At 38.3% G+C, this 22,662-nt stretch carries 19 protein-coding genes; 2 read left to right on the forward strand and 17 right to left on the reverse strand.

The features are described 5' to 3' along the window. Nucleotides 1–11: 11 nt before the first annotated feature. From V7108_RS19650 to xylA, 14 genes are all read right to left on the reverse strand, one after another. Complete coding sequence (locus tag V7108_RS19650) at nucleotides 12–1,616, reverse strand: glycoside hydrolase family 43 protein (protein ID WP_335569139.1); 1,605 nt, start codon at nucleotides 1,614–1,616, stop codon at nucleotides 12–14. A 125-nt stretch (nucleotides 1,617–1,741) separates the two neighbouring features. Beyond that, nucleotides 1,742–1,906 (reverse strand): hypothetical protein, encoded by a 165-nt coding sequence (locus V7108_RS19655; RefSeq protein ID WP_335510300.1) that lies wholly within the window; start codon nucleotides 1,904–1,906, stop codon nucleotides 1,742–1,744. Between the two features lie 164 nt (nucleotides 1,907–2,070). Beyond that, nucleotides 2,071–4,170, reverse strand: a complete 2,100-nt coding sequence (locus V7108_RS19660) for an alpha-glucuronidase family glycosyl hydrolase (protein ID WP_335569140.1) — start codon at nucleotides 4,168–4,170, stop codon at nucleotides 2,071–2,073. A gap of 30 nt (nucleotides 4,171–4,200) precedes the next feature. Further along, nucleotides 4,201–5,256: a mannonate dehydratase gene (gene uxuA / locus V7108_RS19665; RefSeq protein ID WP_335510296.1), complete on the reverse strand. Its 1,056-nt coding sequence runs from the start codon at nucleotides 5,254–5,256 to the stop codon at nucleotides 4,201–4,203. Nucleotides 5,257–5,347: 91 nt separating this feature from the next. Then, complete coding sequence (locus V7108_RS19670; protein WP_335569141.1) at nucleotides 5,348–6,046, reverse strand: DUF624 domain-containing protein; 699 nt, start codon at nucleotides 6,044–6,046, stop codon at nucleotides 5,348–5,350. 166 nt (nucleotides 6,047–6,212) lie between these two features. Then, entirely contained in the window at nucleotides 6,213–7,877 is a 1,665-nt protein-coding gene (locus V7108_RS19675) for an ABC transporter substrate-binding protein (RefSeq protein ID WP_335569142.1), read from the reverse strand. Between the two features lie 68 nt (nucleotides 7,878–7,945). Next, complete coding sequence (locus tag V7108_RS19680; protein ID WP_335510289.1) at nucleotides 7,946–8,818, reverse strand: carbohydrate ABC transporter permease; 873 nt, start codon at nucleotides 8,816–8,818, stop codon at nucleotides 7,946–7,948. A gap of 14 nt (nucleotides 8,819–8,832) precedes the next feature. Next, the gene (locus V7108_RS19685) at nucleotides 8,833–9,807 is read right to left on the reverse strand and encodes an ABC transporter permease (protein WP_335510288.1); all 975 of its coding nucleotides are present in this window, start codon (nucleotides 9,805–9,807) and stop codon (nucleotides 8,833–8,835) included. Between the two features lie 257 nt (nucleotides 9,808–10,064). After that, nucleotides 10,065–10,706: a bifunctional 4-hydroxy-2-oxoglutarate aldolase/2-dehydro-3-deoxy-phosphogluconate aldolase gene (locus V7108_RS19690; protein ID WP_335510286.1), complete on the reverse strand. Its 642-nt coding sequence runs from the start codon at nucleotides 10,704–10,706 to the stop codon at nucleotides 10,065–10,067. A gap of 14 nt (nucleotides 10,707–10,720) precedes the next feature. Beyond that, nucleotides 10,721–11,674, reverse strand: coding sequence for a sugar kinase (locus tag V7108_RS19695; RefSeq protein WP_335569143.1), 954 nt, complete (start codon nucleotides 11,672–11,674; stop codon nucleotides 10,721–10,723). Nucleotides 11,675–11,704: 30 nt separating this feature from the next. After that, on the reverse strand, nucleotides 11,705–12,550 hold the full coding sequence (locus V7108_RS19700) for an SDR family oxidoreductase (RefSeq protein ID WP_335569144.1): 846 nt from the start codon (nucleotides 12,548–12,550) through the stop codon (nucleotides 11,705–11,707). A 76-nt stretch (nucleotides 12,551–12,626) separates the two neighbouring features. Further along, nucleotides 12,627–13,634 (reverse strand): endo-1,4-beta-xylanase, encoded by a 1,008-nt coding sequence (locus tag V7108_RS19705; protein ID WP_335569145.1) that lies wholly within the window; start codon nucleotides 13,632–13,634, stop codon nucleotides 12,627–12,629. Nucleotides 13,635–13,741: 107 nt separating this feature from the next. Beyond that, nucleotides 13,742–15,241: a xylulokinase gene (gene xylB / locus V7108_RS19710; RefSeq protein ID WP_335510278.1), complete on the reverse strand. Its 1,500-nt coding sequence runs from the start codon at nucleotides 15,239–15,241 to the stop codon at nucleotides 13,742–13,744. Nucleotides 15,242–15,493: 252 nt separating this feature from the next. Then, nucleotides 15,494–16,825 (reverse strand): xylose isomerase, encoded by a 1,332-nt coding sequence (xylA, locus tag V7108_RS19715; RefSeq protein WP_335510275.1) that lies wholly within the window; start codon nucleotides 16,823–16,825, stop codon nucleotides 15,494–15,496. A 351-nt stretch (nucleotides 16,826–17,176) separates the two neighbouring features. Between xylA and V7108_RS19720 the strand changes: the two genes are divergently transcribed. Next, the gene (locus V7108_RS19720; protein WP_335569146.1) at nucleotides 17,177–18,328 is read left to right on the forward strand and encodes an ROK family protein; all 1,152 of its coding nucleotides are present in this window, start codon (nucleotides 17,177–17,179) and stop codon (nucleotides 18,326–18,328) included. Nucleotides 18,329–18,470: 142 nt separating this feature from the next. Continuing rightward, the gene (locus V7108_RS19725; RefSeq protein WP_335569147.1) at nucleotides 18,471–19,460 is read left to right on the forward strand and encodes a glycoside hydrolase family 43 protein; all 990 of its coding nucleotides are present in this window, start codon (nucleotides 18,471–18,473) and stop codon (nucleotides 19,458–19,460) included. A 47-nt stretch (nucleotides 19,461–19,507) separates the two neighbouring features. Here V7108_RS19725 and tmk read toward each other — a convergent pair whose 3' ends face one another. The 3 genes from tmk to V7108_RS19740 form a co-directional block, all read right to left on the reverse strand. Next, entirely contained in the window at nucleotides 19,508–20,134 is a 627-nt protein-coding gene (gene tmk / locus V7108_RS19730; protein WP_335569148.1) for a dTMP kinase, read from the reverse strand. 22 nt (nucleotides 20,135–20,156) lie between these two features. Beyond that, the gene (locus V7108_RS19735) at nucleotides 20,157–21,593 is read right to left on the reverse strand and encodes an aminotransferase class I/II-fold pyridoxal phosphate-dependent enzyme (RefSeq protein ID WP_335569149.1); all 1,437 of its coding nucleotides are present in this window, start codon (nucleotides 21,591–21,593) and stop codon (nucleotides 20,157–20,159) included. Between the two features lie 63 nt (nucleotides 21,594–21,656). Then, entirely contained in the window at nucleotides 21,657–21,872 is a 216-nt protein-coding gene (locus V7108_RS19740; RefSeq protein WP_335510252.1) for a sigma factor G inhibitor Gin, read from the reverse strand. Between the last annotated feature and the right edge of the window lie 790 nt (nucleotides 21,873–22,662).

The raw sequence follows: 22,662 nt of genomic DNA on the forward strand, positions 1-22,662 counted from the left end.
TCCCCTATCCTTTATTTACGTTCACGATACGTAAAGTAATCAAAATCTGCGTGTTTTCCCTGGCCGCTGAGATCCTGTGTACATACACCAATAAAAGCACCTGTAAATCCTTGGTCAAGTAAAATGCCGCCAACTTTCATTTCAACATTATCATCTGATATTTTGCTGGCATCTAAAATCGGACCGATTGCAGTCCAAGTTTCTCCATCACTAGAGAAATAGAATTGCAGATTTGAATAGTGGAGGTCTGCCTTTAAATAGACTCGCTCCCAGCCTTCGATCGACACAGGCGTTTCTAATGGCTCATCGTATAAACCACGGTCACTGGACATGATTCCTAAAGATTTGCCTTGTTCCTCATCATGGCTGATCCAAAGATAATAGAAATTTTTAGTATTGTAATAATAGACTAGACCAGCCAGGTGCTGATAGGTTTCAGGCTCAAATTCCACCACTGTTTCCGCAGTAACTGAAAAGGCCTGCTGCCTGCGTGCAACTAGACTTTGCCTGTGGTTGGAACTAAAGGACTCTCTTCCTCTTAGTCTAAGGAAACCTGGCCTCTCCTTTGTCGTCCCCCACTCATCACTAAGCGGTTCGCGAAGGGTATTAAAATGAATACTTATATTCTCATTTTCAAAGTGCTCTGTTTCAGGTTCTGGTTTAAAAGGATATTCTGGCAATTCTGGTCCCTCTGCCACAAGGTGTGGACTGGTTTTGCCATCGGCAAGTCTTAGCCAGCCATCTTCTGTCCAAGCTGCCTTTTGAATAGCTGTTTCTCTGCCAAGATTACAATTCACTGAAGGTTTCAGTGGGCGCCCCGTTAAATGAACTAAATAGAGTTCATCGTTCTGTGTATGGACAACACTTGCATGTCCTGCCTTTTGCAGCTCTAGTTCGGGTTTGCCAGATGAAGTAAGAATAGGACCAATCGGGTCTACCTCATAAGGACCAAAAAGGGACTTTGACCGCGCAACGGTTACAGCATGTTCATATCTTGTTCCGCCTTCAGCGGTCATTAAATAATAGAAGTCATCATGTTTGTAAATATGCGGCGCTTCCGTTAATCCAAGTTTAGTACCCCTGAAAATATTGTGAATGGGGCCTACTAATTTTTTCTCCTCAGGAGAATACTCTTGAAGCAAGATACCACCAAACGAATTTTTACCTTTTCGATGGTCCCATACCATATTCATTAACCATTTCCTGCCATCGTCATCATGGAAAAGCGATGGATCAAAACCGCTGCTGTTTAAATGAATAGGTTCGGACCAAGGACCGTTGATATTCTGAGCACTTACAAGGTAATTATGAGTATCCTTAAACGGGCCGATATGACTTTTAACATCTGTAAAAATTAAATAAAACGTCCCCTCATGATAACTTAAGCACGGAGCCCAAACTCCGCCTGAATCAGGGTTCCCAATCATATCAAGCTGGCTCTTCCGTGTTAAAGGATGTCCGATCAACTTCCAATTCTTTAAATCTCTAGAATGATGAATTTGAACCCCTGGAAACCACTCAAAGGTGGATGTTGCGATATAAAAATCATCCCCAACCCTAATTATGGAAGGATCAGGGTTAAATCCAGGCAATATTGGATTAACGATCTGTGACAAAGTGACTCCTCCTTACTTTTTCTATGTTCCATTTATTTAACTAAATAGAAACAGAAGATTCATGATGAACTAACACTTTCTTCTCCCAAACCCGGCTCTTCCATCTAAAATACATCGTAATTCCTCTAAACCACTGGATCGACAATGAATGCAATCCAAATACCAGGAAGTCCAAGCCCTTGATGAATACCTAAAAAATAGGCAAGCGGGACACAAATTCCCCACATGGAAAGTACTCCGACTTTCACTGAAATCGCTGCCACCACATCATCTGAAATATGGGACAGCATGACGGTGTCCGTGCTGCCCATAATAATTTGTAAAAAAAGCTCGATAAAGATTGGCCATGTGATGGTAAATAAATTTAATTGCGGAGAAAATTTATTATTGGATAATTCCCATAAAAGTCCACCTATTGATCAAAATATTGAGTAACTGACCAATCTATATTGGTTTAATAGATTTTTCTGTTTTGCTCATCTTTAATTCCTGATTTCCTATAAAAATAGGTATTAATAATATCCCGCCATTCTTTTGAATGGTTTGCTTGTCCTTGTAATCTATTTAAAATATCATTGAAGCGCTCTTGATCAATCTTATCGTTAAGCTGTAACCAAGATTCAACCAATCCCTCAGCCTCTTCAACCCCTTCAAAATGAGTGTTGTAAATATGCTGGATCACCGTTATACCTGATTTTAGCTTATGTGTGTATGGTACATGGTGGAAAAATAACAGCAGTTCATCTGGACATGTTTCAAGTTCTTCATACATGTCAGCATTTTCTTTAAAATACTGTGAAGAGTAGCCGGTACCCGTTTTTACAGTCCGGTCCACCCCAACTCCTTGCCAATCCGCAAAGTGATATGTTCCCCAAACATCATATTCATAACCATCCACATTTGGTCCGTAATGATGATGCGGGTTTACCATCCAGCCTACACCAAGTGGTGACGTATATTTTTCATAAATACTCCAAGATTTTAACAGCATCTTGCTAACCACTTCTTTGACCAGTTCATCTTGTCCAAAGGTTTGCCCAATCCACTCATCTGTAATGATTTCAGCAGAAAGATCCGGGTTCCATGTTAAGCGTCCAAAACCGTAAAGATTAGCCTGTGCCAGTGTATGTCCGGTCCAATTATAATCATTTCCAATATTAGATACCGCTGTAATCCCGCTGTACTTATATTGAAACAAGGAACCGTCTACAACCTTTTTAACTTCAGAACCTTTGCCCTTGGCATACGTATCAAAATCAAGGACTTCTTTCCATTGTGGAACGAGATAACAAAGATGTCTTTGCTGCCCTGTATATTCTTGTGTAACTTGAAATTCGAGCATTTGATTGGTATTTTCCATTGCACCAAATAACGGTGAAACACCTTCTCGTACTTGGAAATCCATTGGACCGTTCTTAATCTGCAAAATAACATTTTCATGGAACTCGCCATCTAATGGTTTAAAATGGTCATAGGCAGCTCTTGCTCGATCTGTAGAGCGGTCACGCCAATCCTGTAAGCAGTTATAAACGAAGCAGCGCCAAAGGACAATTCCATCAAACGGCTGCAGCGCTTCTGCAAGCATATTTGCACCGTCCGCATGGTTTCTTCCATATGTAAACGGTCCAGGGCGGTGTTCTGAATCGGCTTTTACTAGGAATCCGCCAAAGTCAGGAATATAGCTGTAAATCTCTTCAGCCTTATTTTTCCACCATTGTCTAACCTCAGGGTCCAATGGATCTGCAGTAGATAAATTTCCAATTTGAATCGTACTTGCATAGTTCACACTAAGAAACGTTTTTATTCCGTAAGCCCTGAAAATGGACGCAACTTCTGCCACTTTAGGGAGTAAGCTGCTTGTAATTAAATCAGTCTCAACCTTGTGGACATTTACGTTATTAATGGCAATTCCATTGATTCCAACTGAGGAAAGCAGTCTTGCATAATCTTCAATTCTATTAAGCTCTTCAAAGAATTGATTATCCTTATAGAAGATGGAATTCCCCGCATAACCGCGTTCGATGCTGCCATCCATATTATCCCATTGGTTAAGCATACGTAATTGATTTTTAGAGTTTTCAAGGATATCAAGCTGTTGCAGGCTTTTCCTGTTTTGCATTAAGCGTAATAGGTGAAAGGCTGCATATAGGGCACCTGAATGACTTTTTCCTAAGAGGAAAATTTGCTTTTTATCTCCAGCTGTAACTGCTTTTATTACATAGCCATCATCATTTAGTTGATCAAAGTCCACATCTGCTAAATCACCAAAGGTATCTTTTGTTGCTATAACAATTCCAGATTGCAATGGTTCAGAACTGCCATTAGGCTCAATTCCCAACATGGAGGAAATGCCGAGTGTAAGTTCTTTCTTAGCAGACTCAATGACTACAGAAGCTTCTAAAGTACTAATGGTGCCGCACCATTGTTTGTATTCATTTACTAATGCTTGATCATCTATATTTTTATACTGAAGCCAGGCGGCATAACTTTCTTTGTGTTCTGCCTTGAATAAATCAGTTGTACTTTGTGATATATTTTCAACAGCGCTCTTCATTATTTTCCCTCCTAAATATGAGTAAGCATGTTACTGCTCTAATGAGTCCCAGATTCCTAAAAGATACATGATACCGAGTGCACGGTCATACAAGCCATAGCCTGGACGGCATTTTTCATCCCAAATATGTCTTCCATGATCGGGTCTTATATATCCATTGAAACCACTTTCATGATACGCTTTCATGATACCGACCATATCGACTGTTCCATCTTGTGCACGGTGAGATGTCTCGATAAAATCCCCATTCTCATACACTCTTACATTACGAACATGGGCAAATGGAATCCGATCAGCAAATTCTCTAATCATATTGACGATATCATTGTTCGGATTTGCACCTAAAGATCCACTGCATAGTGTTACCCCATTAGAGGGGCTATCAACAAGCTGCAGTACACGTCTAATGTTCTCTTGACTCGTAATAATACGCGGCAATCCAAAAATCGGCCATGGTGGATCGTCAGGATGGATGGCCATTTTGATAGCGTTCTCTTCACATACAGGAATAATGGCTTCTAAGAAATAGCGCAGATTGTTCATTAAATCTTCTTCTTTTATGTCTTTATAGGCATTAAATAGTTTCGTTAGATTTTCTAAACGCTCTGGTTCCCAGCCTGACATTGTATAGTTGGGATTATCGGCAATCCTTTGCACTAATACAATGGGGTCTATTTGATCAACCTCAGCCTTTTCATAGAACATGGCAGTGGAACCATCTTCAAGTTCCTTAAATAAATCAGTTCGGATCCAGTCAAATACAGGCATAAAATTGTAACAGATTACCTTTACGCCTGCTTTTCCAAGCTTTTTAATAGTTCTTTTATAGTTTTCTATATATACATCTCTTGAAGGGAGACCCAATTTAATATCTTCGTGAACATTTACACTTTCAACCACATCGATAGTAAATCCGGATTGTTCAGCTTGCTTCTTTACTTCAAGGATTTTTTCCATCGGCCATTCTTCTCCAGCTGGCACATCATGAAGTGACCAGACAATCGTTTCTACCCCTGGAATTTGTTTGATATGATTAAGGGTGACAGAGTCATTTCCCTCGCCATACCATCTAAAGCCCATCTTCATCCGAACTTCCTCCATTCTAAATATTCTTTCTCCAAAACTAAGTTTGTTGTTTGAACAAACATATTTTACCATAAAGAGTTAACCTCAAGGGTTAACTTGGATTTTTTTGTGAATCAACAAAATTTTGCTTAACGTCTTCAAGTAATCCTTTACTGTTAAGTAAAAAAGAATAGCAAATTAGACTAGCAATAAATAAGATTAAAAATTTAGATGTTACGGAGAGCAAAAACAAACTGATAATGATAATGCTTATATTCCCAAAGGTAATCTTTACCTTTTTAAAACTATAATAGACTGACAACTTCCATATATCTTTTAGTCGAAATTTGTAGCCAGCAATAATTAAAAATGCATTTACGGATAAGATCATAATCAAAACAATCCCAATTAAGAAAACTACCGATAAAACATTGTTAATCATTGATAGATTTGAATTAAAATAGTGTACATCAACGATTAGGATATACAAAACTAAAAGCAAAGGCAGCCAAAATTTCATTGTGTCTTTAAAATTTATTTTATATCCGTGGATAAAGTCATGTAACGGTGACAGTTCTTTTTCACGAATCAATTTTCCAATTGAGTAAAATAATGCAGTAATCGCTGGTCCTGTCGGTATAAGAGACAGGAAATAAATCGTGATATTTGAAAAGGTTGGCTCTAATGCCAAGAAAAAAAACAAACAGATGATATTACTTAGTACAAAATAAACATTCGTCATGAAAAGAGCATAGATATGATTTGTTACATCAAATAAAGTTCCTTCTCCAAACGCATTTTTTGGATTCATAACAATCTCCCTTTAATCATTTATTTTAACCTGAGGTAATGTAAGGAGAAATTCATTACTTTAATTAAAGTTAATAGTCATAATTTTAATAATATACTTGATAAGAAAAAACTGCCTGCAACTGTAATTTGATTAATCATTGCAGGCAGTTCCACTAAATTTCGTTCTATTTCTTCATTGTCTTTTGATAATCTTTATAAGCTTTGTTAACTAAATCTAAATACTTATCCATGCCTTTTGCATTTAATTCTGAAACATACGCATCCCATTCAGATAATGGGCGAGATCCTAAAATGAACTCAGCAGTATTTTGTCTGATTACATCCACCAATGGAGTGGCAAGAAGTGTTGCCTGTTCTTGGTCCAATGCTTCCATCGGGTATGGAGGGTTCACTGGCGCTGCTTTTTTCGTTTTGTGCATTTCATCCTGGAAATTAACTTCTTCTTCGCTCATTGTGGAGTGAAGTAACTCAGTTGTTCCACCATAAGCAAATGTACCTGTTCCCATTCCAAAATCAACACGTAAATCTTTTGTTCCAGCTGGATTTAAGCCTAAGAAGTTAATATCTTTAGCAAGAACCCGCTTACCATTTTCTTTGGTATAGGTTGTACCCTCAACGCCCCATTTAGCTAATTCTTGTCCTTCATCGCTATACCATAACCAGTCCACAAATTGAAGTAATGCAATGAAATTGGGATCGTCTTTCGCTTGCGCATTGATCATAATACCGTTTTCCAATCTTGAACCAGCCATAAGATGACCCGCAGGTCCACCCGGTACAGCGATTTTTGCGACAGAGAAGTTACCTTCCCCTAGTTCTTTTTTCATTGTATCGCGCATCACTACTAGTTCTTGAGAGTTTGTACTAATAACAAATGATTTACCAGATACGAACTTTTGTTTAGCCGTTTCATCGGTTTGTGATAAGCTTTCTTTGTCCATTAAGCCTTGTTCAATCAATCCATTGAAATACGTTAGCATTTCTTTGTATTCTTTTGTTGCACCAGCTAAAACAAACTTTTTCTTATCTTGGTCAAATGTAATATAGTTTTGTGTACCAAATCCGCCAACTGTTCCGAAAGACGGAGCTGCATAGTTCAATAATGCTCCTAATGCACCACCGTTTCCTGTTGTGCTCCAGCGGTCAGAGAACGGAGTAACATCAGGATAAATTTCCTTTAATTTCTTTAAGGCTGCTTCGAATTCATCCCATGTTTTAGGAATCGCAATATTATTTTTTTCGAAAATATCTGTTCTAACAGCTAACGTGTAATCTGGCCATACTTCTTCATGTAATCCAGGAAGCAAGTAATACTTTCCGTCAGATTGTCTTAAATTATCGATTTCAGCTTGTAGATCCCATTTTTTAACTTTATCTAAAAAGTTAGGCATATGTTCTACATAATCACTGATTGGTAAGATTGCGCCAGAAGCGACAAATGGAGTTTCTTGACCAGGATATGTTTTAGGAATGATTAATGGAGCATCCCCAGAACTGATCAATAAACTTCTTTTTTGGTTGTAGTCACTCATTGGAACAATTGTCTTTTCAAAGGAAACATTGGTTCTCTTTGTAATTTCGCTCCATAACAGCCAATCTTCTTTATGAGCATACCATGCAGCATCTTGATACATTGTTGAAAATGTAACTGGTTCTTTTGCTTTAAATGTTTTCCCAACTGCATAATCTTCCATGGCCAATCCTTCTGCTTTAGAAGAAGAAGATTCAGTTGAGCTATTGCTTTCCTTACTGCTGCAGGCAGCCAATACGCCGCTAATAACAGTAACAATCGCAATTAAAAGGGCTAACTTCTTAAAAATCTTTGCCATTGCAATTTTCCCCCATTTTTCATTTTAGAAGTTTTATAATGAACTTATTTTCATAAGTTACATCCACGTTATTGCTTAACAGATCCTAGCATAATACCTGAAACAAAGTATTTCTGAACGAATGGATAGACACATAAAATTGGCAATACAGTCAACACCATCGTAACTGCCTTAATATTGGCAGCAATTTGGGTTAAATCGTCTGCAGAAGTGGCACCGGCTGATTGGCCTGTGGTCGCTCCCGCCAAAAGATTTCTTAAATAAAGAGTAACTGGGTACATCTCAGACTTATCTAAATATAAGAATGCTCCAAACCAAGAATTCCAGCTGCCTACTGCATAGAACAAAAACATGGTAGCCAAAATCGGTTTTGATAGAGGTAAGATGATTTTTAAGAATGTTCCATAAGTAGAGGAACCGTCTATCGAGGCAGCTTCTTCAAGCTCCTCTGGCATTGCCTCGAAAAAGGATTTCATAATCAACATATTAAAAATACTGATGGCACCAGGGATTACAATTGCCCAGATTGAATTTGTCCAGCCAAGTGATTTAATAAGGATATAGTTTGGAATCAATCCTCCGTGAAAAAACATTGTGAAAACGGCAAAGGATGTAAAAAACTTACGGCCTATTAGACGCTTTTTCGATAATACATAGGCAAACATGGTTGTCATTACCATGGAAATCGCTGTTCCAACAACTGTGTAAAGAATTGTATTTTTGTAGCTGGTCCAGAAGGTCTTGTCGTGCAGAATCGTTTTATAGGTGTCGACATTAAATCCCTTTGGTATTAAATTTACTTTCCCTGCGTTAATTTCCGCCTGACCACTGAATGACTGTGCAACAACATTCAAAAAGGGAAATAGTGTTATATAGACTACAAGCAATAATATAACGACATTGATTGCTTTAAATAATTTGTACTGTAAGGACTCTTTCATCATTCAATCCTCCCTTACCACAATCCATTATCAGTGAATTTCTTTGAAAAATAATTGGCAGAATAGACTAAAGTCAATCCAATTATTGCTTCAAATAATCCAATTGCGGTTGCATAACTAAAGTTGCTGGATTGTAAACCTACCCGGAAAAGATAAGTAGAAATAACATCCGATGTTTGATAGTTTAATGGGTTATAGATTAATAGGATCTTTTCAAATCCAACTGCCAACAAGTTTCCGATATTTAGGATCAGCAATACAATAATGGTAGGAAGAATACCCGGTATCGTAATATGGATGGTTTGTTTCCATCTGTTGGCTCCATCCATCCTGGCCGCTTCGTATAACGATTCATCGATATTTGTTAAAGCAGCTAGATATAGAATGGCTCCCCACCCCATTGTTTGCCAAACCTCTGAAGCAATATAAATTGGCCTAAACCATTCTGGGTCTTGCATAAAAAGGATCGGTTCTCCGCCAAAGAATTGAATTAGTGCATTAATTGCGCCATTTGAAGCAGATAACTGTAAAATCATCCCGCTTATAATAACCATTGATAGGAAGTGCGGTAAATAAGATGTCGTTTGAACAAATTTTTTGAATTTAATAGATTTTATTTCATTCAATAATAATGCGATGATGATTGGAGCAGGGAAAACAAAAAGTAATGTTAAACTGCTCAACATAAGGGTATTTTTAAATACATGCCAGAACGCTGCATCCTGAACAAACATTTTAAAGTAATGAAAACCAACCCATTGTTCGCCAAAAATGCTTCCCCCGGGCATGAATCTTCTAAAAGCAATAATATTACCAATCATCGGAACGTATTTAAAAATAACCAGGTAAATGATTGGTAAAAGAAGCAGGGAATATAACTGCCAATCTTTTCTAATCAACTTTAACTTTAGAACCCACTGTTTCTTTTTTACCTGCTTAACACTAATCTCTTGCGGGGTATGGGCCGAAACTTCGGCAAGTGGTTTCATTTGGATCGCCTCCTTATTTGTCTTTTAATTACCTTCCTATCGGCGAATAGAAGTATTTCTCAACTCATTTTTATAAATGATTTTTTTGCTCCAAACATAGTTTATTCATTCAATAAACTATGTTTTTATTTTAAACGATACTGCAAACGGTTTCAACTAAAATATTATTCTTACAATAATTAAATTTGTTAATGTAAATATTTCTTGACATTTGTAGTTTTTTGTTTAAAATTTAGTTTTTTTGTAGAACTTTTATATTAAGCTTTTCTGGCAAGCTGAACTTGCTCTACAAACCTAATTGCTTTTTCCGTTAAATTACTGAAATAGGCATCGGTCATTTCTTCCTTTGTATTCACAAGAGTGCTGCCAACTCCAACTGCAACTGCACCTGCCTTAATGTAATTCGCAGTATTTTCAATATTGATTCCGCCAGTTGGCATTAGCGGTATTTGTGGAAGCGGCCCATGGACATCCTTTAAGTAACTAGGACCCAGGATATTTGCTGGAAAGACCTTAATCATATCTGCCCCATTCTCATATCCTGATAAAATTTCGGTTGGAGTCATGGCTCCCGGTACACTAATAACACCATATCTTTTTGTCATTTTAATCGTTTCAATATTTATAGTTGGTGAGAAAATGAATTTTGCACCATGCATGATTGCCGTTCTGGCCGTCTCTGGGTCGAGAACAGTTCCTGCACCGGCAATCACTTTATCAACTAATACATTAGAAACCTTTTCAATTAGCTGTAAGGCACCTGGTGTTTCAGCTGTAATTTCAATCGCTTTTACGCCACCTGCAATTAATGATTCAGCAATTGGGATAATCGTATCCGGCTTTGCACCTCGAATCACTGCAACAACTCCACTATCAATTATTTCTTGTAAAAGACTCATAGGTATCTCCTTTCCTATCTAATTACATCCTCTGTATTGGAAACCCGCATAAACGCATCAAGTTCCTCATCATCTGGCAACCCTTCAAAATCACCAGGAATCATGGTAACCATAGCCCCAACCCCATTTGCTTTATCTACGGCCTTTTCGATAGATAGTCCATTCAGTAAACCAGACAGAAATCCAGCTGCAAAAGCATCTCCTGCACCAACTGGATCGACAACTTTATCCACCTGGTACCCTGGAACTATTTTTCGCTCAGATTGAGTGAAATAATAGGCACCTTCTGCCCCTAGTTTTAGGACAACCACTGACGAACCATTGTTTAAAAATCGTTCTCCCAATGTTTCAGGGTCTTCGACACCAAACAAAAAGAAGCCTTCATCTTTCCCAGGAAGAATGATATCCGCTAAGGAGGCAATTTCTAATAAAACCTTTCTCGCTCTATCTTCTGACCACAGTTTTCTTCGTAAGTTTGGATCAAAAACAACTTTTACACCATTTTCTTTAGCGATTGAAATTGCTCGTATAATCGTTCGATAGCATGATTCACTTAATGCCGGTGTAATGCCGGTCACATGTAAATATTTTGCATTGGCAATATACTTTTCGTCTAAATCCGAGGGTTGTAAAAGACTTGCTGCTGAACCCTTCCTAAAGTATTGAACACGGACTTGATTGCCGCTTCTAATCTCTTTAAAATACATCCCTGTAGGTGCAGTGGAATCCACTTTAACTTGACTTATGTCAACTCCTTCTCCTCGGATAAAGGAAAGCATTGCTTTGCCAAATTCGTCATTACCTACCTTACTAATCCAGCCTGCCTGATGGCCTAACCTTGTTAAACCTATTGCAACATTGGTTTCAGCACCACCGAAACCTCTTGAAAATGTTTCAGCATACCTCATTAGCGGGGAAGACTGTGGCGTGAAAAGGACCATTGTTTCTCCAATCGTCACAACATCCATGTATACTCTCCTCCCAAATTTCTTACGAATTTATACTCCTGAATACGCCATAAACCCGCCATCCACTGGGACACTTATTCCAGTGACAAATCCGCTGGCTTCTTTGTCAGCAAGCCATAATAAGGTACCTAATAAATCTTCTGGTTTCCCCAATCTTCTCATTGGAGTACCTGCTAGAATTTTGTTGGTTCTTTCAGTATTTGTTCCATCTGGGTTTGTCAAAAGCGCACGGTTTTGCTCTGTTAAAAAGAAGCCAGGAGCAATAGCATTTATGCGTAGTCCAACTTCAGCAAAATGAACGGATAGCCATTTTGTAAAATTCTCAATAGCTGATTTCGCCGCACTATAGGCCGGTACCTTTGTCATCGGACTTGGGGCACTCATGGATGAGATATTAATAATGGTCCCTTGGTTTTCAATCATGTTTTTCGCAAAAATTTGTGTAGGAATAAGTGTTCCAATAAAGTTCAAATTGAAGACAAACCCAAATCCCTCAGGTGTCATATCAAAAAAGGTTGTTAAATCATCACGGGTAAGATCATTTTTTTCAAAGATTTCCTTTGTTGTGATTCCATTTGGATGATTGCCGCCGGCGCCATTGATTAGCAAATCACAGCTGCCATATTCAGCAGAGACTATTTCCTTCGCTCGTTTCACACTTTCAACACTCAATACATCACATTCAATGGCAAGTGCCTCTCCGCCTGCTGCCTTTATTTCATTCACTACCTTTACAGCCTTCTCATAGGTACGATTTAAAACAGCTACTTTCATACCCTGCCTTCCTAGTTCTCTGGCCATACAGCCGCATAAAACTCCACCGCCGCCAGTAACAACGGCTACTTTTCCCTCTAAATTTGAATTCAATGGTAACATTCTGTTATTCTCCCTTCACGTTGTCTTCAATGATTTACAGCAAACACTTTTATCCTTCTCTACTAATCTCCTGGTATTAAAATTGAACAACCTTCCAGAAAGATTCTTTAGGTTGATGATTTTCGTCAAAGAGAAACGGCCAATTTTTTCTTCCTTTAACAGGAAAATCGTTTAACCAGGTATAATCATCAGCAGCTCCCCAAAACGTTATTGAAGTGATAGAGTCTCGATAGTCTCTAAGTATATGAAATACTTGATGGTATCTTTCAGCCTGCATTTCTAACATTTCAGGAGCTGGTTCCGTAAGGTCAGTTCGCTTATCATCATGGTTAAAAACGGATACATCTAATTCTGTAAGGTGCAGCTTTAGACCAAGAGATGCATAACGTTCAATAGCTGTACGAATATCTTCTAGACTTGGATTTACTAAATTCCAATGAGCTTGGAGCCCTATACCATGAATGGGAACACTCTTATCAATCAGCGATTTAACAAGCTTATAGATTTTCTCACGCTTTTGTGGATTGGACTCATTATAATCATTGTAAAAAAGCAGGGCCTCCGGGTCAGCCTCATGGGCAAATTCAAATGCTTTTTCGATATAATCCTCACCGATAATTTCTAACCATTTTGTAGGTCTATACAATTGTGAACCCTCATCGGTTACTGCTTCATTCACAACATCCCAGCAGAGAATTGTCCCTTTATATCTGCCCATTACCGCGTTAATATGGTCCTTCATCCTCTGTAACAGGGTTTCTCTATCAACCTGCTCACCATTAACATCCTGAAACACCCATTCCGGAGTCTGATTGTGCCAAATGAGAGTGTGACCGCGCAGTTTCATTCCATTACTCTGTGCAAATTCCGCCAATTCATCAGCCTTTTTAAAGTTAAATTGACCTTCATAAGGCTGTATGTTTTCAAACTTCATATCATTCTCAGCTGTAATACTATTAAAGTGCTGAGCTAATAACGTACGTTGTGTCATGATTGTTTGAAAGTTAACAGCAGCACCAATGTCAAAATAGTTTTCGTATACCTTTTTTAAGGAAGGAACCTCTAAGCTTGTATGCGTCGTCATTCATACATCTCCTTCTGCGTATTTTTTGATTAGGTTAGTTTATAAAAATAATTAACCCCTTAGGCTCGAATATCATCTAAGGGGTTAAAACGAGCCAAAACCGCTGATTACTTTCTATACTCCGTTAATTGGTCATTCAGCACCTTTGTTTGTCTGTATACTTGTTGATAGACGTTAAATAGCTTTGCGTATACCTCGACATTTTCTTTAATTGGATAATAGATTTTGGCAGTCTGAATAAAATGCTGTGCACATTCCTTTAAAGAAGGGAACCAACCGCAGCCATATGCCGCTAACATAGCCGCACCCATTCCAGGGCCTTGCTCACTTGTAAGCTTCTCAATCTTTGTATTAAAAATATCTGCTTGCATCTGCAGCCATGTATCGTTTTTCGCGCCCCCGCCGATAGAGATAACACTATCAATCTTCTTACCGCTGCTTCTGAAAATCTCAATGGATTCATTTAAAGAGAAGGTAATCCCTTCAAGAACCGCACGGGCAAAGTGTTTACGCTCATGAGATGCGTCCATGCCAATAAAGCTTCCGCGAATATTGGAATCTGCGTACGGTGTTCTTTCACCGACAATATATGGTGTAAATAATAAGCCATTGCTGCCTGCAGGTACTTCTTCTATTCCTGCTAAAAACTGATCAAATGCTTCTCCTTTTGCAAAGGTTTCTTTAAACCAGCTTAAGCTATAGCCAGCCGCAAGGGTAACACCCATGGTATAGTAAGCATTTTCCTCACTATGGTTAAAGTAGTGAACCTTTCCTTCAAAATCAAGGTCATTTCTTTCTTCATAAGAAAGGACGACACCAGAGGTACCGATACTCGCTAACGTTTTCCCTTCTGCCAGTATCCCGGAACCAATCGCACCACAAGCATTGTCCGCACCGCCTGCGAACACTTTAACAGCTTCTGATAATCTCGACTCTTTCGCATATTCAGCACTTACCGTACCCACTAAAGCACTTGATTCTACTAAAGGCGGACAAAAATCAACAGATAGTCCAAAGGCATTTAGCACCTCTTGGCTCCATTCCCGCTTTGCTACATTTAGCAGTAGTGTTCCGGCAGCATCGGAGTACTCCATATGAATGTTTCCTGTTATACGATAGCGCAAATAATCCTTTGGAAGCATAAACACCCTGGCACGTTCGAAAATTTCTGGTTCGTTTTCTTTTACCCAAAGAATTTTTGGCAAAGTAAAGCCCTCTAAAGCAGGATTTTTCGTTACTTCTAATAATCGCTCTCTTCCGATAACATCATAGATTTCCTGACATTGCTTCGTAGTTCTGGTATCATTCCATAAAATAGCATTTCTTAATACTTGGTTGTTTTCATCTAATAAAACTAAACCGTGCATCTGACCGGAGAAGCTGATGCCCTCGATATCGTTTACGTCTCCATTAAACTGCTTGAGGAGTTCCGCTAAACCAACTGTCGTTTTTTCAACCCATTCTTCCGGATTTTGTTCACTGTAGCTAGATTTTTCAATAATAAGTGGATATGATTTTGATATTTCATGACAAACTTCACCATTCTGATTTACAAGCAAAATTTTTACTGCACTTGTGCCGAGGTCAACACCAATTACGTATTTCATTCCTACCATCCTTTTCAAGGCTCTTTTCTTAAACTTTGTTCCTTTTTAGAACAAAAATTAATGATTTTGCAAAATCCCCGAAAACATAAATTCAATTAAGAAAAGAGCCAGCAAAATAAATTCCAAAGCGCAAAATAGATATTTCCACGTTAAAATCGGCTTTAAGATTTTAACAACATCTTTACAAAAATAGCCTTTTCAAAAAAAGTGCTGGAGTAATAGACTGCCAGCACTTTTTTTATATTTAATAGATTAAACTCTGACACTTGAAAGTGTTTCTAATAGATATTGGTTAACTGTAGCTTTAAGTCGCTCTGTTCTGCCGGACGTGTTTTTGATTTCTGTTAGACCAAGGGCATAAGCTTCAAGCTCTTTGAAGTTAGTTTTTCCTTCAACGATGTCTAAGCCAATTCCTTTTGTAAAGCTGCTGTAGCGCTCTTCAATGAAGCTATCTAGAGCTTTGTCCTCGATTAACTTGTTAGCAACTTTTAAACCGATGGCAAAAGCATCCATACCAGCGATGTGTGCGTGGAATAGATCCTCTGGTTCAAATGAGCCACGACGTACTTTCGCGTCGAAGTTCAATCCTCCCTTGCCTAATCCGCCATTCTTTAAGATTTCGTACATTGCTAATGTGTTAGTGTACAAATCGGTTGGGAATTCATCTGTATCCCAGCCAAGTAAACTATCACCTTGGTTAGCGTCAACAGATCCTAGCATTCCGTTGATACGAGCTGTTCTTAACTCATGCTCAAATGTGTGACCAGCTAATGTAGCATGGTTAGCTTCGATGTTGAACTTGAAGTAATCAGTAAGATCATACTTTTGTAAGAATGCTAGACCAGTAGCAACGTCGAAGTCATATTGGTGTTTTGTTGGCTCTTTTGGTTTTGGCTCGATTAAGAATGGAACGTTTAAGCCGATTTCTTTTGCATAGTCTACTGCCATATGGAAGAAGCGCGCTAAATTATCTTGTTCAAGCTTCATATCCGTATTTAGAAGTGTTTCGTAACCTTCACGGCCGCCCCAGAATACATAGTTTTCTGCACCTAGTTCTTTTGCAACTTCTAATGCTTTTTTCACTTTTGCTGCAGAGTAAGCAAATACATCTGCATTTGGGGATGTTGCAGCACCGTGAGTATAACGTGGGTTAGAGAACATGTTTGCAGTGTTCCAAAGCAACTTAGTCTTGCTAGTTTTCATGTATTCATTGATCATACCAACAATAACATCTTGGTTTTCGTTCGATTCTTTTAACGTGCTTCCTTCTGGAGCGATATCCACATCATGGAAGGCAAAGAAAGGAACGTTTAATTTTTCAAAAAGTTCAAATGCAGCTTCAACGCGTGCTTTTGCTAAGTCTAAACCTGTGAAACGATCCCAAGGACGGATTGCAGTTCCAACACCGAATGGATCAGATCCATCAGCATTAAATGTGTGCCAGTAAGCAACCGAGAAACGAAGGACTTCTTCCATTGTTTTTCCGTTGATTTTTTCTTCCGGATTATAGTATTTAAATGCAAATGGATTTTTTGATGAAGCACCTTCAAATTGAATTTTATTTACAGTTTCGAAATAAGCCATGTGGTTATTCCTCCTAATAGATTAATGGTTTTTAGCTTAAAGATGTAAATGCTTACAAAAGGTCGTTAATCTTAATCTAAAACCTTTGCTTGAGTAGATTATAGCATCACTAATCTTTGTTTGTCTATTCAATAAACTAAGTTTTTTTAAAATTTTTTTCTTCTTCTTAATTTTCCAAATTAGAACAAATTATGTCATTCTCTCCTAAATGGATGAAGTATAGTGGCCCTATACTAATTGATTTAATCGGATAAACGACGGTCCATAGTACTGTTCCAGTTTTTAATTTGTATACTCACCAAACAAAGTTTGTGTTAAAATATTGATACTACCCAATAAGGAGTCTTTTTAATGGAACCCATGTCATGGAACCAACAAATAGTAAAAAAAAATAATAAAGCACTCGTATTACAATTAATTATGGATAAAGAGCCAATCTCAAGAGCAGACATAGCGCAAGTATCTGGTTTGCATAAGGCAACTGTTTCTTCTTTAGTTAATGAATTATTAGAAGAAGAGCTTATTTTTGAATCTGGACCAGGGGAATCAAGCGGCGGACGGCGCCCCGTAATCCTCCATTTTAATAAAGTTGCCGGATATTCTGTGGGAATTGATATTGGTGTAAACTATGTTTTAAGTGTATTGACAGATTTGAAAGGTAATATTCTAATTGAAAAAAATCAATCTGTAAAACGAACTCCTTATCCTTCGATCATGAGTATTATTCAGAATATGATTCAATCCATTATTGATGAAATGCCTGCAAGCAGGTATGGAATTGTAGGTATAGGAGTAGGTGTACCAGGTATTGTAAACAAGGAAGGCTCTATCCTTCTTGCTCCAAACTTAGGATGGACCAATATCCAGTTAAAAAACGACCTTGAGGAATTATTCCATGTTCCTGTCATTATTGAAAACGAGGCAAACGCTGGAGCTTTTGGTGAGCAGCAATTCGGTGCGGGTCAAGACTTCCAAAACATCCTATATATTAGTGCTGGCATTGGTATCGGTGTCGGGATTATTTTAAACAAAGAATTATATCAAGGTAAAAATGGATTTTCAGGCGAAATGGGACATATGATCATCGATCTCAACGGAAAGCCCTGCAGCTGTGGCAGCAGAGGATGTTGGGAAGCATATGCTTCTGAAAACGCCCTATTGGAGCTGGCTAACTCAGATTCACTTGAGTCATTAATAGAATTAGCAAAAAATAGAGATGAAACTGCACTAAGAAGTTTCAGTGAAATTGGAACCTTCCTTGGATATGGAATCAATAACATTATTAATACCTTTAATCCTGACCAGGTCATTCTGGGTAACCGATTATCGATGGCAAGACAATGGATTGAACAGCCAATCCGAACAACAATTGAAAACCATACACTCACACACCACCAAAAAGAAGTCCACTTAGATTTCCCGAAACTAGGGAAATACTCAACATCACTAGGTGTATCTGCTTTTGTTGTGGAGAGATTTATCAAGGAAGAAGTAAAATCATAGGTCATACACCCCTGCCCCATTTTAAGGAGGCAGGGTTTTTTTATTTACAAGTTCTTAAAAAATGTTAGTTTATTCAATATACAAAGTTATTAACTTCAGTTATAATGAAACCGTAATTATCTAAACTAGCTATAGGAGAGATATGATAATGAAAAATTCAAAACCAAATGAACCTTTAGTTACACATATTTTTACTGCAGACCCTTCCGCGCATGTCTTTGAAGGAAAGCTTTATATCTATCCTTCACATGACCTTGATCATGATGAACCTTCAAACGATAATGGCGACCAATATAAGATGGAAGATTACCATGTCTTATCGATGGACGATGTTGATTCTGCTGTTATCGACCACGGGGAAGCGCTTCACGTAAAAGATGTCCCATGGGCATCTAAACAAATGTGGGCACCTGATGCTGCTTACAAAAACAATACGTATTATTTATTCTTCCCAGCAAGAGATCATGATGGTATTTTCAGAATTGGTGTCGCAACAAGTCCAAACCCTGCAGGACCTTTTACACCAGAGGAAAATTACATTCCGGGCAGCTTCAGCATTGACCCTGCTGTGTTAGTGGATAATGATGATAGGGCTTATATGTATTTTGGCGGTCTTTGGGGAGGACAACTGGAAAAGTGGCAGACTAGAACCTTTATTCCGGGTGCTGAAGGTCCTGCACCAACAGAACCTGCTTTAGGACCAATAGTAGCTGAATTAAGCGACGATATGCTTACATTTAAGAGCGAACCGAAGGAAATTTCCATTGTAGATGAAGACGGCAACCCGATTCTTGCAGGTGATGAGGATCGCAGATATTTTGAAGGTCCATGGGTTCATAAATACAACGGTCTTTATTATCTATCTTACTCAACTGGTTCAACGCATAAAATTGTTTATGCTGTTAGTGATAATCCACAAGGTCCTTTTACATTCAAAGGTACGATTCTTACTCCTGTAATCGGCTGGACTACTCATCATTCAATCGTTGAGTTCAATGATAAGTGGTATTTATTCTACCATGACTGTTCTTTATCAGACGGCGTAAATCATAAACGTTCTGTGAAATACACGGAACTGAAATATAACGAGAATGGGACCATTCAAACGATTGATCCTTATGGAAAAGAATAATTAAATGAAAAAGCTGGCTTCCTGCTTGAAGCCAGCTTTTCATATCTTTATACGTGCAGCCTATCGACTAATATTCTGCTGGCATCTGCCATTACCTTTTCAACTTCTTGATTTGCATTTACTCTTACAATTCTTTCCGGGAATCTTTTCACTACTTCTTCATAACCTTCTCGAACGTTAAGATGAAATTGAATTTCCTCTAAATCTAATCTGTTTACTTCTCTATCTTTATTTTTAGCGATTCGCTTCAGCCCTATTTGTGGATCTAAATCTAAGTACAAGGTTAAATCAGGCATAAAGCCGGCAATGGCGAACTCATTTACGGAAAAAACCTCATCAATTCCTAAACCTCTTGCGTAGCCCTGATAGGCTAAGCTGCTATCTATGAATCGATCACATAGTACAATATTTCCCTCATTTAGAGAAGGAATAACCTTTTCGACCAAATGCTGCCTTCTAGCTGATGCATAAAGTAATGCCTCTGTTCGGCCGTCCATTTTTGTATTCTTCTTATTTAAAATAACGGAACGTATCTGTTCAGCAATATCAATTCCACCAGGCTCTCTAGTTAGAACCACGCTTTTCCCTCTATTTTCAAGAAATTCTTTTATATAATCTATGAGGGTCGATTTTCCGGATCCCTCTCCACCTTCAAGGGTAATGAAGTAACTCATATTAACTGCTCCAATCATTTTTTCATTTTCTAACGATGTTGATTTGATTTTTATCTAGGCACGACCCTCCTTGGAATCTTGCCCCCGTATTCAATAGCTGAATCAGCTGCTCTACTTTATTTTGTGTGATACGCTCTCCCACGAGCAGGAGGGGGATACCAGGCGGGTATGGAATAATGGTCTCCGCACATATCTGTCCTGCCGCTTCTAAAATGGGGACAGCCCCTTTCTCAACATAGGTCAATTTCTCAAAAGGGATGGCTAACTCAGAAATCTTTTCTACGTTCATGCGATAATCTTCCTCATAAATGATACTTGGTACATCCACTAGCAGTTCTTTCATTTTATTGCTTGTTTCTGCTAGTGGATAGTCTTGGTTTTCCTTTAATAATGGCAGAATCAATAATACATTATATGGATCTGCCAACTCTGTAAAAATTCCTATCTCTTCTAATTTCTTTTGAAGTTCAAATCCGCTTAATTCAGACCGGGACTGTATGGTTACCTTTAATATATCCCCCTGCGGGTCAGGGTAATCTAAAACCTTAATGCACTCAATTTTTCTCAGTTCAGTCTTAAACCTTTCAACTTCCCTTTTGAGGTATTCCTTATCGTTACGTCCGTATGACGCTAAATAATTTCTAGCTAGATCTAAGGAGGCCATAATAACGTATGATGGGCTGCTAGACTGAAGCATTTGCAGGTAATCTTTAACTTTGCTGCTGTTAACCCGATTGCTATTAATATGTAAATACGACCCCATTGTCATTGCAGGAAGGGTTTTATGTGCTGATTGAACAACGATATCTGCTCCTAGTGTGATTGAGGATGGCGGAAACGGCTCTCCAATAATAAAATGAGGGCCATGGGCCTCGTCTACCAACACAGGTATGTTATGTACATGGGCAAGCTGTATAACACTTTTTAAATCATATCCCATTCCATAGTAGTTTGGATAGGTTAATATTATTGCCTTTACTTCTGGATAGAGTGAAAGGGCTCTTTCGATGATTTCTTTTGAAACACCTGTTGCCGTTCTCCAATCCTGATTATAATCTGGTTCAATAAACACAGGTCGAGCTTTTGCTAGTTTTAAAGCATTTAAGACTGACTTATGGCAGTTTCTTTGGACGAGTACTACATCATTCTTCTCACAGACGGAGAGGATCATTGCTAAATTGCCTACTGTGGATCCATTTACCAAGAAAAAGCTCTTTTTAACCTGATATAAGTCAGCTAAGAGCTCTTCAGCTTCCTTAATTACATCTTCAGGAGAGTGCAAATCATCTAATCCAGATAATTCAGTGGCATCCATTCTGAGCAGCTCTTGAAAGATATCCTTTGCCTGCTGATGAAAAATAGTTCCAGATTTATGGCCTGGAACATGAAATGAAATCGGATTGGTACTTTTATGTTTATATAGTGCTTCATATAATGGAACACGATTTTGCTTATTCATTGGTTTATATCCCTTCAAAGAGTCTTATTTATTTTAACAAAAAAATAAAGCCCTAGTGGACTTTTACGAGAAAATTTCAGGTGTTGTTATTTTTCTTAGTTGTTTTAGATAATATTTATATTTTGGATCATGTGTTTCAGTTTTAATTAGGTCTTCTTCACACTCTGTACAAATAAATGAAGTATATAGATGTATCCCTTTTGGTTTTTGATTCTCACATATAACGCATGTTTTCTGATAATGACTATGTGCTAATGAACTCAACCACACCACCTCCATACACCTATTATTCCCAGCATTTAATAATTGTATACAATTTTTAGAATTATCTTCACCAGGGCATCCCTCGGTATATCCTATGTTGATAATTGCGTTTGGGTGTATGTCTAGTAGCGATTTATTGTAAAACACTTCGTACTTTTTTTCTTTTTGTGTGTTTGTGGTTAGTGGTATTTAAGGGACGGGGAGTTTTAATCCCCTCTAAGCTTGAAAAGACAAGTTGATGGGAATCAAAAACAGATATTGATTCTCTCCATCCTTTCATAAAAACCTTTTTAGCCATAACATTGACGAAAGGGCCGTTTTTGGTTTATGAGTATTTGATGGGTTAAGGTTAGTTGAGGCATGAGGATGGGCAGCGGAGGGCTTTGATTCCCTGGATTGGAAAAAGGTTTGAGTTGAGGGAATCAAAAAGGAGCTTTGGTTCCCTTAATCATCGGAAATCTAAGATTGTGGGAATCAAAAAAGGGTTTTGGTTCCCTTAACCATTGAAAATCTTAGGGCGAGGGAATCAAAAGAAGGGTCTGATTCCCTCCGTGCCCCAAAGGGACCAGTCAAAGGGAATCAGCTGAGACCGCAGGGCATGATTTCCCGGCTCTCGTTCCCCTTTTAACAAAAACGCCACCGCAAGGGCACGAATAGCACATCTACGTTACCTTTTTTTAGTAAACTGCTGCCTCACGGGCACGAATCTTCTATAAACAATCCGTCTCCCGCCAAACTAACCTTCCGAACAACACAAAAAAGCACAACCCTCATCAGGTTGTGCTTCGTGTGCCTGGCAACGTCC

The organism is Neobacillus vireti (assembly GCF_036962345.1).
Classification (GTDB): Bacteria; Bacillota; Bacilli; order Bacillales; family Cytobacillaceae; genus Neobacillus; species Neobacillus vireti_A.